The sequence below is a fragment of the Streptococcus dentiloxodontae genome, assembly GCF_053206925.1.
In genome coordinates, this window is record NZ_JBRUHR010000001.1 from 90,833 (window position 1) to 103,104 (window position 12,272).

A 12,272-nucleotide genomic window follows, 5' to 3' on the forward strand; every position below is an offset into this window, starting at 1 on the left:
CCTAAAGTATAACACTCTAACATTTAAATTTCACTCTATAACTTTAAAGCTCTCACACTATTTCTTTTATAAAAAGCCGTCCTTGACAGCTTTTTATATTATTTGTGTTTTGGTGGATTGTGAATGGCTTCTCCTAGGACGTCTGCGAAGGCTTCATACATATTTTCTGAGAAGGTTGGGTGTCCGTGAATGGATTGCAGCAATTCATCAACAGTGAGTTCATTTTCCATGATGGTTGAAGCTTCATTAATCAGCTCTGCTGCTGATGGTCCAATGATATGAACACCAAGAACTTCGTGATATTTAGCATCAGCTACCACTTTGACAAAACCGTGCGCTTCATTTGAAGCGATAGCTCGTCCGTTCCCCGCGAAGCTTGATTTCCCAACTAAGATGTTATCATACCGCTTACGAGCCTCTTCTTCAGTAATTCCTACCATAGCTACTTCCGGATGAGTGTAAACCGCGGCCGGTGTGTACTTAAGATTGGCCTTTCTGCTGTTTCCGCGCATGGCATTTTCGGCAGCAACCTCGCCCATGCGGTAGGCAGCGTGAGCCAGCATCTTAGTGCCATTGACATCACCTGGAGCGTAGATACCCGGAATTGATGTTTCCTGGTACTCATTGACTTTGATGCGATTGCGATCCATTTCAAGATTGAGATTTTCCAGACCGTTAAGCTGAGGTACACGTCCGATAGAAAGCAGGGCTTTTTCAGCCACGACTTCTTCGCCATTGTTGAGCTTGAGGGTCAGCTGATTGTTAGCCTCAACGATTTCTTCAACACCAACTGATGTCTTAATCTTCACGCCTTTTTTAGTCAGGATTTTTTGGAGTTCAAGAGAAACTTCCCTGTCCATGCCTGGAATAATGCGGTCAGCCATTTCAATAACGGTCACTTCAACGCCGTACGAAGCCCAGACAAGCCCCAGCTCGATACCGACAACACCGCCGCCCATAACGGCAAGAGATTTAGGCATATCACGCAAATCAAGAATATCATCTGATGTCATGACCAGTTTAGAATCAATCCCCAGAATGTTAATACGGGAAACCTTGGAACCTGTGGCCAAAATAACGTTGCGAGCCTTAAGAGTCTGACTGCCGACAGAAACCGTCTTGTCCGGATTAACCTGACCGAGACCGTCCAGAATAGTTACCTTGTTGGCTTTCAGGAGACCGCGCACACCTCCGGTCAGGGTCTTAACGACAGAGTTTTTGAAGGCAACGGTCTTGTCCATGTCGATGGTGTAGTTGGTTGAGGCGAGGTTAATACCGCGGCCGGCCGCAATTTTAAGTCCGTCAAGAATTTCAGCGTTCTTAAGGTAGGTTTTGGTTGGGATACAGCCCTTGTTGAGGCAGGTTCCGCCAAATTCGGATTTCTCAACAATAGCTACCTTACCGCCCAGCTGGGCACCGCGGATAGCGGCATAGTAACCGGCAGGACCACCGCCAACAACGACGATATCATATTCGTCATCAGCCAGCGGAGCTCTCTCAGCCGCTGCAGGAGCTGCTGGCGCTTTGGGCACTTCCAGACCGGCTGCTTCCAAGGCGGCCGCTGGCGCTGCACCTGCTTCGACAATCTCACCAGCAGCACCGATATAGGCGATAACTTCTGTTACAGGTACCGTCTCACCAGCGCCGTGCACGATTTTAAGCAGTACGCCTGAGTCTTCTGCTTCCAGTTCCATATTGGTCTTGTCGGACATGATTTCAAGCAGGATGTCGCCTTCCTTGACCTCGTCGCCTTCTTGTTTTTTCCACTCGATGATTTCGCCTTCCTGCATATCAACACCGAGCTTTGGCATAATCACTTCAACTGCCATTTGATTTCCTCTTTCTTATATTTTTTAAATAGCTGAGCTTCTGTCCTATTCCCGTCATATGAGCAATTCTAGCGGATTTTCCAGCAAGTTCTTCAAATCAACCATGAATTTGGCGCCGTTCATTCCGTCCACAATCCGGTGGTCAATGGTCAGACAAAGCGCCATTATCGGACGGACTGTCACCTCGCCGTCAACCGCAACTGGGGTCTGAACCGTCGCTGCAACACCCAAAATAGCTGAGTTGGGCTGATTGATAATCGGATTGAAGGTCTTGGTGCCAAACATTCCCAGATTAGTGATGGAGAAAGTTGAACCAGTCATTTCTCGTGACTTGAGTTTGCTGGCCTGAGCCTTTTTGATGACGTCCTTGGAAGCTACCACAAACTCAGACAGACTCATCTTATCCGCTCCATGAACGACAGGAACAATCAATCCATCATCAAGACCTACTGCGATACCTAGATTGACAAAGCGATGCAGCTCAATCTCGCTGGCATCGTTAATCAAAGAAGCATTGAGGTACTCATGCTCAGGCTTCATCAGAGTCCTAACAACCGCCAAGCCAATCAAATCCGTAAAAGTAACCTTGAGTCCGGTCTTATTCATGATAGGCTCAAGAAGCTGCTTACGCAGAGCCATGAGGTTGGTCATGTCAATGTCGTAATTAAGCGTAAAGGTCGGAGCCGTCAGGTAGGAATGGGTCATTCCTTTTGAGATGGCCTTACGCATGGCGCTCATCTTAATCACTTCAACGCCTTCAGGCAGCTCAGGCGCTACTTTTTCTGCAGGGACAGCCGGTGCCGCTGCTTCTGCTGGTTGGGCGGCGGCAATAGCTGCTAAGATATCCTCTTTGACAATCTTACCGCCAAAACCGGTGCCAGCAACTGCTGACAGGTCAATTCCTCGATCCTCAGCGATTTTACGAGCCAAGGGCGAAGCCTTAGGCTGAGCAGCTTTGAAGTTTTCGACATCTTCTTTGTGAACACGACCTTTAGCTCCTGTTCCTAGTACTTGACCGAGGTCAATATTAAGTTCTCTGGCCAATTTGCGAGCTGCTGGAGTTGCACGAACAGGCTCATCTGAACCTTGAGGTGTACTAGCAGCTTGTGGTTGTGCGTCAGTTTGCAGATTGACTACGGCTGTTGGAACCACGGGAGAAACCTGCTCCGCAACGGAACTAGTGACTTCAACCTGTTCGCCAGCTTCACCTAGATAACCAATAACTTCTGTTACGGGTACCGTCTCACCAGCGCCGTGCACGATTTTAAGCAGTACGCCTGAGTCTTCTGCTTCCAGTTCCATATTGGTCTTGTCGGACATGATTTCAAGCAGGATGTCGCCTTCCTTGACCTCGTCGCCCTCTTGTTTTTTCCACTCAATGATTTCGCCTTCCTGCATATCAACACCGAGCTTTGGCATAATAATTTCAATCGCCACGATAATGCCCCCCTTTAAGCTTCACGGCCATTGCTTGCTACTTTATAGATAGCAGCTTTGATTTTATTAACATCTGGTAAGATTGCCTGCTCTAATACACGGGCATAAGGAACAGGAACATCTTCTGAAGCTAAACGTACGATAGGATGATCAAGATAATCAAAGGCTTCGCTTTCAGCTACCATTGAAGCAATCTCACCGATGAAACCGCCAGTCTTATAAGCATCGTTGACCAAAATCAAACGGCCTGTTTTCTTGACAGAGTTGATGATAATATCTTTGTCCAGCGGAATCAAAGTCCGCAGATCCACGACTTCAACGCTGATGCCTTCAGCCGCTGCTTCCTCAGCCGCTTGCAAAACACGTTCCAGCATACGGCCGTATGTCACAATAGTAAGGTCGCTTCCTTCACGCTTAATTTCCCCTTTACCAAGAGGAATGTAGAAATCAGGATCTTGATTAACTTCCTCTTTCTTACCATAAAGTGCTTTGGGTTCCATGAAAACAACAAGGTTATTGTCTTGAATAGAAGATTTCAGCAAACCTTTGGCATCGTTAGCATTTCCAGGTGCAACTACCTTTATGCCTGGAATATGTGTCAGCCATGCTTCTAAGGATTGCGAATGCTGCGCAGCTGAACCAATCCCTGAGCCTGAAGCTACTCGCAAAGTTACCGGCGTTTTCAAGCCACCACCAAGCATGTAGTTATTTTTGGCACCCTGATTTACAATAGCATCAAGGGCAATAGTCAGAAAGTCCATGAAGGTCAAATCAACAATTGGACGCAAACCAGTAATAGCTGAGCCCACTGCAGCTCCTGCGATAGCAGCCTCCGAAATAGGGGTATCCCTGACACGCTTTTCGCCAAATTCAGCCAGCATACCGACAGAAGTTCCAAAGTCTCCACCGTAGATGCCGACGTCTTCTCCCATTAGAAAAATAGTCTCATCTTTACGCATTTCCTCACTCATAGCGAGATTTACGGCTTCACGTAAAGCCATTAATTTTGTTTCAGTCATAATGTATTTTCTCCACGAAATAAAGAATTTTTCTTTTTGTTTCTAAACAATTTTTGATCATTTGCATTAACGAAATAATCAATCAACCCAGACATCTTCAAAAGCTACAGACAATTCCGGATCTGGACTGTTTTTAGCAAATTCATAAGCTGCATCTATTTCTTTTTTGACTTGATTATGAATGGCATCCAGCTCTTCTTCTGTGGCAATTTTTTCATCAACCAAATATGTTCGATATTTTATAATGGGATCATTGTTATTTTTCCATTCATCAACTTCTTCTTTGGTGCGGTAAACACCAGCATCAGCTGTCGAGTGCCCAAACCAACGGTAAGATTCAACTTCAACGATTGCTGGACCGTTACCGGCGCGAACATGATCAACAGCTTTGCCCATTGTTTCATAAACGGCAAGAACATCATTGCCATCTTGACAGTAGAATCCCGGAAGGCCGTAAGCTTCAGCGCGTGTATAGAGATGAGGGATGTTGGTCGCTTTTTGAATATCCATGGAAATACCATAGCGATTGTTGATGATAAAGAAAATTACAGGTAATTTCCAAGCAGCAGCCATATTAACCGATTCATGAAAAGATCCCTCATTGGTTGCCCCATCGCCCGAGAAGGCAACAACGATATTGCCAGTTTCATTGTATTGCTGAGTGAGAGCTGCGCCGACCGCAAGAGCAAAGCCGCCGCCTACAATACCATTAGTACCATAGTTTCCCTTTTCAAAATCAGCTAAATGCATAGAGCCTCCCCGCCCTTTAGAAATTCCTGTCGCTTTTCCTGCAAGTTCGGCCATCATTTTATTCAAATCCATATTTTGTGCGATTGACTGTCCGTGACCGCGGTGATTTGAGAAAAATTTATCATCATAGCTCAGGTGCTGAACAGCTCCCACATTTGCCGCTTCTTCACCGACCGAAAAGTGTGTCATTCCTTGAACAAATCCGCGACGAACTAATTTATTGATACGCGAGTCAAACTCGCGAATACGTTCCATCTTTGTAAGCATCTCAAGATGCGTTTCTTTTGAAAGTGTGACCATACCAATCTCCAATCCAATGTTAGAAAATATTTAATGATACTTATAGAATATGTTAATTTTTCACAAAGTGCAACTAATTTGCTTGTTTTTTGAAACAGCTTACTTTCTTGTGAATTATTGCTTTTTTAAGAAATTAAAGGCCAAAAAAGAAGCCGCTCTTACGACTTCTTTGTATTTTTAAGCCTGATAAACAATTTGCCCATCACAGATAGTGTAAGCAATCTGTCCTTTTAGACATTCCCCTATAAATGGTGAATTAGCAGCTTTTGACGCAAAATGTTCTGATACGACACGGTCAGCTTTCTCATCGAAAATCACAATATCAGCAGGGCCATTTTCAGCTAAATAACCAGCGTTAAAACCATACAAGTCAGCTGGATTGCAGGTCATCTTAGCTAGAAGTTCTGACAAGTTTAGCTCACCAGTTTCTACCAGATAAGTCAGACCTAATGATAAGGACGTTTCAAGTCCTGTCATACCTGATGGAGCTTGGGTTACATCTTCAACATTTTTTTCATCAGCATGATGAGGCGCATGATCGGTGGCGATAATTGAAATCACACCAGATTTTAGGCCATCAATGACAGCTCGTCGGTCAGATTCCAGACGAAGCGGTGGATTCATTTTGGCATTGGCACCTTTTTCTAAAAGCAACTGTTCCGTTTTAGAAAAATGCTGCGGTGCTACTTCTGCTGTTACTAAAGCTCCTAAACGCTGAGCAAAAGCAACGACCTCCACTGATTCTGCCTTTGACAAGTGCTGGATATGAACATGAGCTTGTCGATCATAAGCAATCATAACATCACGTGCAATCATGCTGTACTCAGCCACTCCTGTTGCTCCGCAAATATGGAATTTTTCCTTAGCAATCTTTTCGTTAAAACCAAGAATACCATTAAGTTCAGGGTCTTCTTCGTGAAGACTGATAAATGTATTATTAGCCTTAGCCAAATCTAAAGCTTCTTTGACTGTCTTCGAGGACTGTAAGGGAATACCATCATCTGAAAAGCCTACTGCTCCCGCCTGTAAAAGACCAGGAAAATCTGTCAGATGCTGCCCATCAAAATTTTCCGTAATGGTAGCTACCGACTTGATATGAATATTTTCCTTGGCCGCCGAAGCAAGTACCTCTTTCAATGTTTCCGTATCAGAAATAGTTGGATTAGTATTTGCCATCATGACAACTGTGGTGAATCCACCGGTTGCTGCAGCCAAAGCACCTGTATGAATATCTTCCTTATGTGTTTGTCCCGGCTCTCTAAAATGCACATGAATATCTATCAAACCAGGAGCGACAATTTTTCCAGTCGCATCAATAACATCAGCTGTCTCTTCTTGGATATGCTCAGCGATTTTGACAATCTTGCTGCCCTCTACTAAAACATCACAGACTCTGTCCAATTGAGATTTTGGGTCTATTACACGACCATTTTTAATTAATAACATAATACTCCTTATTTTAGCCAATCAATAGTCTTCAAGCCATCTTGTACCAAATAATGATTTGCTTTGGAAAAAGGTTTAGATCCAAAGAAACCTCGATGGGCAGACAGAGGACTTGGATGGGGCGACTCAATAATATGATGCATAGGATTAGTCACTAAGGACTTCTTCTTACGAGCAAAACCGCCCCAAAGAATGAAGACAACCGGACTCTCCTTTTGATTAACCACCTTGATAATAGCATCTGTAAACGGTTCCCAAATTTGTCCAGCATGCCCATTAGCTTTACCAGCAGGGACAGTTAAACAAGCATTGAGCAAAAGAACACCTTGCTGAGCCCAAGGCAGAAGATCATGCTCTTTCTTTTCACCAATGTCATCGGCCAGTTCCTTTAAGATGTTTTGTAAAGAAGGCGGAGCAGGAACAGCGTTAGGAACTGAAAAAGACAATCCTTGAGCCTGATTAGGACCATGATAAGGATCCTGCCCAATAATAACAACTTTAACCTCATCCAAATCGGTCGTTTGAATAGCATTGAATACCTTCTCGCGTGGCGGATAAACAGTTCCTTGGCTGTAAACCTCATTCATAAAGTTATTAATTTGGGCAAAATAACCTTCTGGAAGTTCTTTTTTTATTAAGTCATGCCATTTTGAGTGCTCCATATAGTACTTATCCCCTTTTTGCTTATTTTATTGTCAGCTGACTGGATATCAAAATCATCTGTTCCAGTTCAGACTGATTAATTTCAGCTTCATTTACAAAAATACTGATCCAGTGCTTCTTATTAAGACCAATTCCTGCCACAACACCCTTGCAAGACAAAAGTTCTTCAATTTGCTGTGGTTGCAATTTTAAATTAACCAATAACCGGCTATCTTGCTCATAAATAATAGCTAGAATTTTATTGTTGCGGTGATGGCGAATAGCTGCCTAATCTTTTCCCTTGCACTTCTTAAAGAATAATTTTTATAAGTATTGGTGAAACAGTAAACTCCATCAAATCCTTCTTGGTGAAATTCATATGCAATCAATACTTTCCAATCAGTTCAATCCTTGCAGTGTCCAGCAAATGCGGCTTGATAGCTTTTTGCAATTCGTTTAGGTAATAGCCTTCCTCTAAGTCAAGCAGGCTATCTAAAGCATAGACCTCCAAAGTGTAAACATGGTCTTTATCTGGCGGTTTTGGACCGATATAATAATGGTCAATCTGGCTGTAATCTTCCGAAAGAAAACGGCTGACTAAACTATTGACTCCCCTAAGATGATGTTCATCAGTCTGCGAGAAATTCTCCTCAATATCTGTTTTATCAGGAGAGACATTTGCCACTATCCAATGAATATAAGCAAAGCCGCAAACTGGGATAGAGTCGTAATCTACCAGAGTCCAAGCCAGAGATTTTGTTTCTTTTGGAAGGCCAGTCAATTGAAAGGGAAAAGATATCGTCGCTAAACCTTGAACAACCTGCTCTGCCTTTTTGGCATATTTATCAGGGATAATATTATCCTTGAAAGCAACTGAGATTTTCATAGCTTACCTCCTTGAAATGTTACACTTTCACTAATAACCATTTTATCATAAATTTGAGTAAAATGAGAGCCTGAATCAGTTAATCAAAAAAGAGTGATAGAACCACTCTTTAATAGTTAATAAGCTAGCCGCTTTTCAAGATAGGCCTGAAAGCGCTCAAAGAAAAAACACAAACTCCAATAAATCAAAGCCACCAGAACGTACATAGACATGTAATCCCACTCACGGCCTCCGACAATTTTAGCGTTTTGAAAAATGTCCGGAACGGTTATCATAGCTGCTAAAGAACTGGATTTGATCATATCAATCACTACATTTCCAAGTGGCGGTACGGCAATTCGCAAAGCCTGCGGCAAGATTACACGTTTAATAATTGTCCTTTGCGAAAGTCCCAGAGCACGAGCTGCTTCCCATTGTCCCAAATCCACAGCAGCAATAGCTGAGCGAAAAATTTCTGAAATATAGGCAGCAGACACCAGACTAAATCCGATATAAGCACACAAAAGAGCCGGCAGCTGCAAACCAAAATAAGGCAGGCCAAAGTAAAGCATAAAGAGTACCACAATCATTGGAACGCCCCGCATAATTGAAACATAAACACGCCTCAATTTTCTCAAAAAGAGGCTTTTTGAACCTTCCATAAGAGCCAGTAAAAAACCCAAACTAATACCAGTTAGAAAACTGAGTCCAGCAATTCCTAAGGTATAAGGAAGGCCTGTCAAAACATAGCCCAGACTTTCAAAAATTAAGTTCAAATCAATAAACTTCATGCTTTAGCCTCGCTTATTTACTCAATAACGACATCAGAGACATCAATCTTTTGGAAATCATAATCTTTTTCCTTTGACACATCCTGACCGGCAAAAAATTTCTTAGATAACTTTGTCAACGTTCCGTCTTTTCTCATATCTTTGAGAGCCTGATTCATTTTTTCCTGAAGTTTTTTATTGCCTAATTTGATGGCAAAATTGGCTTGTGAAGGATTGTAGTAAACACCTTCTAAGACCTTGACAGGAATATCAGGTAAAGCCTTAGTAGCCATAGTTTGAAGGTAATAATCATTTAAAATAACATCTGTTCGGCCGTTAGCAACATCTTGAAGGTAGACATCATTTGTGACATTATCATAAATCACAAGCTCCGCACCAAATTTTTTAGCAACCTTCATGTATGAAGTAGTTGAGGCACCAGCTGCTTTTTTCCCTTTTAAATCGTCCAGCGATTTAATGCCCGAATCATCTGACTGACGAACAATCATAGAACCAAAAGAATATTTGTGAGCATCAGTATATAAAAATTTTTCAGCATTTTTGCTGTCTTTTTCAATAGAATAACCCGCAACATCAACCTGACCACTATCCAGAGCCGACAGCATACCGTCAACTCCCATTTCGGTAAATTTAACTTTTAAATCAAGCCGTTTAGCAATTTCTTTAATAATTTCAACATCATACCCTGTCAGCTTATTGTCATCATCGTGATAAGACTGAGGGTAAAGTGTTCCGGAGGTGGCAACTGTTAAAGTCCCTTTATCTTTAATAGTATCCCAGTTATCTGATGATCTCAAACATGCAGCTAAGAAAAATAAAGCAACAAACAGTGCTAAGAGCGATAAAAATTTCTTCATTTTGTTACCCTCCTTTATTTCTTTTTATAAGTTTTTTAAAACGCTTACAAGAATAAGATAACGTATTTCTAAAAGACTTGCAATCTATTAGCTTGTGATTTCTTTCATAAGACTGAAACGTCCTGCTTCTTCAAATTGCTGGGCGATATTCAAAAGCAAATCTTCTCTTCCCTTAGCAGCCGTCAACTGAATACCAAGCGACAAACCATCTGACGATCGACGGTAAGTTGGCAGACTGATAGAAGGTTGACCCGTTAAATTAGCTTGCTGAGTAAACGGAGTCCAGTTTAAACTGTCTGCAAACATTTCCCAAATCAGCGCCTGCTGTTTAGCTGTTGAAAACTCAGAAATCCTTACTAACTCACTCCGAAGATGTTCGCTTAAAGAAAATTGTCCATGCTTGGGAGCAACCTGAGCAGTCGTTGGCATCAAAAGCAAATCATATTTTTTATGAAAGAGATCCATCTGATGGCTGTAATAATCCCAACGTGATAAAACAGCCGAATAATCTTTAGCGAGCAGCTTTTGCCCGCTTTGAAAGAGCGCCCAAGTCATCAGTTCCATATCATTCAAAGTTAACTGACGTCCCAATCCAGTCTCAATCTGATCAAACATGGCGGCCGTCTCTACCGAATTCATCAGATAATACGATTGCATGGCTTCAATACCATCAAGCGGTTCTTGTTCCAGATAAGTGATGCTATGCCCTTCTTCTTCTAAAAACAGCGCTGCTTCTTTGACTGCTTGGAGAGCATCTCTTGAAACCTCTCCTCCCACTGGAGATTTGGTCAGCACAGCTATTGTCAAAGGCTTACGCTGCCCTTCAAAAAGTTCCTGGTAGGTCAGCTTGGGAAGAACGAACGGGCTTTCCATCTGGCAAGTCTGAAGATGGAAAAGGAGATTGCGCGTGTCACGAACGCTTTTTGTCAGGGCGAAATTAACAGCTGCTCCCTGCCAGCCTCTAAAGGAAGATGGCCCTACTGGAATACGGCCACGTGTTGGTTTCAGACCGATAAGTCCATTAAAAGATGCTGGAATACGAATTGAACCGCCTCCATCACTGGCAGGAGATAGACTAACCGCATTTGCAGCTAGGAGAGCAGCTGCCCCTCCAGATGAACCGCCTGCATTGCGGCTGAGGTCATCCGGCAAACAGACAGAGCCATGTAACTGACTGTCTGAAATATTTTTAAATCCAAACTCAGGCGTATTGGTGCGTCCCAGTATGATAAAACCCAGCTTTTGCAAAGCTTTCACATAATTATCTGACTGACTGGCCACTACATGTTGAAGTAAGGGTGAGCCAGCCGTTGAGATTTCGCCTTCTTGTTCCTGCCCCAAGTCTTTTAGAAAAATCGGGACACCTGCAAAGGGCTTGCTAGAAAAGTCTCCTTCTTGTGCCTCTTTAATTGCCTTGTCATAACGCCGACTGGTAATAGCGTTTATCTGAGGATTGACAGTCTCTGCTTTTTCGATAACCGCTTGTACTAACTCAGCTGCTGAGATTTCCTTTTTTCTGACAGCTTTTGCCAGCCCGCTAGCATCTTTATCTAACATGATCTCTCCTTTAATCTCATTTTATTCTCAAAAAAAGCCCTAGGGATTCTTACACTTATTGTATAAGAATTTCCCTTAGGACTCTACTGATAAATTTAGTTTTGCCAATTTTTTTGGTCTTCTTTAAAGTTTTTAAGAAGGGTTAAACCGTCTGCATCAATATAACCTTGTACTTTAGCCACTTTGATCAATTCTGAATAGTTTGAAAGCGTCACAAGCTTAACTCCTGCTTTTTTAAAATTTTCAGCTGCTTTTGGCAATTCATAGGTGAAAATGGCCACCACACCAAGGACATCGGCACCTTCACGTTCTGCAGCTGCAACAGCTTCAAGAACAGAGCCTCCTGTTGAAATAAGATCTTCAATTACAACCATTTTTTGTCCTTTGATTACACGACCTTCAATCTGATTGCCTGCACCGTGATCTTTTGGTTTGCTGCGAATGTAAGCAAACGGCAGATTCATCTTGTCTGCAATAATAGCTCCATGGGGAATCCCGGCTGTCGCTGTCCCGGCGATAACTTCTGCCTCAGGAAATTCTTCCTTGATTTTTTCAACAAAACCATCCTCAATTAATGTACGTGTTTCAGGATAAGACAGTGTGATACGATTATCTGTATAAATCGGTGATTTAATACCTGATGCCCATGTAAATGGATTTTCTGGCTGTAAATAGACCGCCTTGATATCAAGCAAATCTGATGCAATTTGTGTCGCTAAAGTCATAATAGTCTCCTTTTATTCTTCTTTATTTTTTTCAGTTCTATCAATAAAATATTG

The 12,272-nt window shown here is 42.5% G+C and carries 12 protein-coding genes; all 12 read right to left on the minus strand.

Annotated features, from left to right (window positions below; translation table 11 throughout):
- Positions 1-98 precede the first annotated feature (98 nt).
- Positions 99-1,829 (minus strand): dihydrolipoyl dehydrogenase, encoded by a 1,731-nt coding sequence (gene lpdA / locus ACVRZ8_RS00405; protein WP_447447288.1) that lies wholly within the window; start codon positions 1,827-1,829, stop codon positions 99-101.
- Between the two features lie 54 nt (positions 1,830-1,883).
- Complete coding sequence (locus tag ACVRZ8_RS00410) at positions 1,884-3,266, minus strand: dihydrolipoamide acetyltransferase (protein WP_447447290.1); 1,383 nt, start codon at positions 3,264-3,266, stop codon at positions 1,884-1,886.
- Between the two features lie 14 nt (positions 3,267-3,280).
- Entirely contained in the window at positions 3,281-4,285 is a 1,005-nt protein-coding gene (locus ACVRZ8_RS00415; RefSeq protein WP_447447292.1) for an alpha-ketoacid dehydrogenase subunit beta, read from the minus strand.
- Positions 4,286-4,363: 78 nt separating this feature from the next.
- The gene (locus ACVRZ8_RS00420; protein WP_447447294.1) at positions 4,364-5,335 is read right to left on the minus strand and encodes a thiamine pyrophosphate-dependent dehydrogenase E1 component subunit alpha; all 972 of its coding nucleotides are present in this window, start codon (positions 5,333-5,335) and stop codon (positions 4,364-4,366) included.
- Between the two features lie 177 nt (positions 5,336-5,512).
- Positions 5,513-6,781 (minus strand): dihydroorotase, encoded by a 1,269-nt coding sequence (locus tag ACVRZ8_RS00425; protein ID WP_447447295.1) that lies wholly within the window; start codon positions 6,779-6,781, stop codon positions 5,513-5,515.
- Positions 6,782-6,789: 8 nt separating this feature from the next.
- Positions 6,790-7,443, minus strand: a complete 654-nt coding sequence (locus ACVRZ8_RS00430; protein ID WP_447447297.1) for a uracil-DNA glycosylase — start codon at positions 7,441-7,443, stop codon at positions 6,790-6,792.
- A gap of 22 nt (positions 7,444-7,465) precedes the next feature.
- The gene (locus tag ACVRZ8_RS00435) at positions 7,466-7,705 is read right to left on the minus strand and encodes an MmcQ/YjbR family DNA-binding protein (protein WP_447447545.1); all 240 of its coding nucleotides are present in this window, start codon (positions 7,703-7,705) and stop codon (positions 7,466-7,468) included.
- Positions 7,706-7,808: 103 nt separating this feature from the next.
- On the minus strand, positions 7,809-8,309 hold the full coding sequence (locus ACVRZ8_RS00440; protein ID WP_447447298.1) for a YbhB/YbcL family Raf kinase inhibitor-like protein: 501 nt from the start codon (positions 8,307-8,309) through the stop codon (positions 7,809-7,811).
- Positions 8,310-8,425: 116 nt separating this feature from the next.
- Positions 8,426-9,079, minus strand: coding sequence for an amino acid ABC transporter permease (locus tag ACVRZ8_RS00445; protein WP_447447299.1), 654 nt, complete (start codon positions 9,077-9,079; stop codon positions 8,426-8,428).
- 17 nt (positions 9,080-9,096) lie between these two features.
- A complete protein-coding gene (locus ACVRZ8_RS00450) occupies positions 9,097-9,936 on the minus strand; it encodes a transporter substrate-binding domain-containing protein (RefSeq protein WP_447447301.1) in 840 nt (279 codons plus the stop codon).
- 87 nt (positions 9,937-10,023) lie between these two features.
- Positions 10,024-11,493, minus strand: a complete 1,470-nt coding sequence (locus ACVRZ8_RS00455; RefSeq protein ID WP_447447302.1) for an amidase — start codon at positions 11,491-11,493, stop codon at positions 10,024-10,026.
- A gap of 95 nt (positions 11,494-11,588) precedes the next feature.
- The gene (gene pyrE / locus ACVRZ8_RS00460) at positions 11,589-12,218 is read right to left on the minus strand and encodes an orotate phosphoribosyltransferase (RefSeq protein WP_447447304.1); all 630 of its coding nucleotides are present in this window, start codon (positions 12,216-12,218) and stop codon (positions 11,589-11,591) included.
- Between the last annotated feature and the right edge of the window lie 54 nt (positions 12,219-12,272).

Excerpts from the sequence above, each read along its gene's own strand:
- lpdA (WP_447447288.1), bottom strand. The coding sequence starts at position 1,829 with ATGGCAGTTGAAGTGATTATGCCAAAGCTCGGTGTTGATATGCAGGAA.
- ACVRZ8_RS00445 (WP_447447299.1), bottom strand. The coding sequence starts at position 9,079 with ATGAAGTTTATTGATTTGAACTTAATTTTTGAAAGTCTGGGCTATGTT.
- ACVRZ8_RS00425 (WP_447447295.1), bottom strand. The coding sequence starts at position 6,781 with ATGTTATTAATTAAAAATGGTCGTGTAATAGACCCAAAATCTCAATTG.
- ACVRZ8_RS00420 (WP_447447294.1), bottom strand. The coding sequence starts at position 5,335 with ATGGTCACACTTTCAAAAGAAACGCATCTTGAGATGCTTACAAAGATG.
- ACVRZ8_RS00450 (WP_447447301.1), bottom strand. The coding sequence starts at position 9,936 with ATGAAGAAATTTTTATCGCTCTTAGCACTGTTTGTTGCTTTATTTTTC.
- ACVRZ8_RS00455 (WP_447447302.1), bottom strand. The coding sequence starts at position 11,493 with ATGTTAGATAAAGATGCTAGCGGGCTGGCAAAAGCTGTCAGAAAAAAG.
- ACVRZ8_RS00440 (WP_447447298.1), bottom strand. The coding sequence starts at position 8,309 with ATGAAAATCTCAGTTGCTTTCAAGGATAATATTATCCCTGATAAATAT.
- pyrE (WP_447447304.1), bottom strand. The coding sequence starts at position 12,218 with ATGACTTTAGCGACACAAATTGCATCAGATTTGCTTGATATCAAGGCG.
- ACVRZ8_RS00415 (WP_447447292.1), bottom strand. The coding sequence starts at position 4,285 with ATGACTGAAACAAAATTAATGGCTTTACGTGAAGCCGTAAATCTCGCT.
- ACVRZ8_RS00430 (WP_447447297.1), bottom strand. The coding sequence starts at position 7,443 with ATGGAGCACTCAAAATGGCATGACTTAATAAAAAAAGAACTTCCAGAA.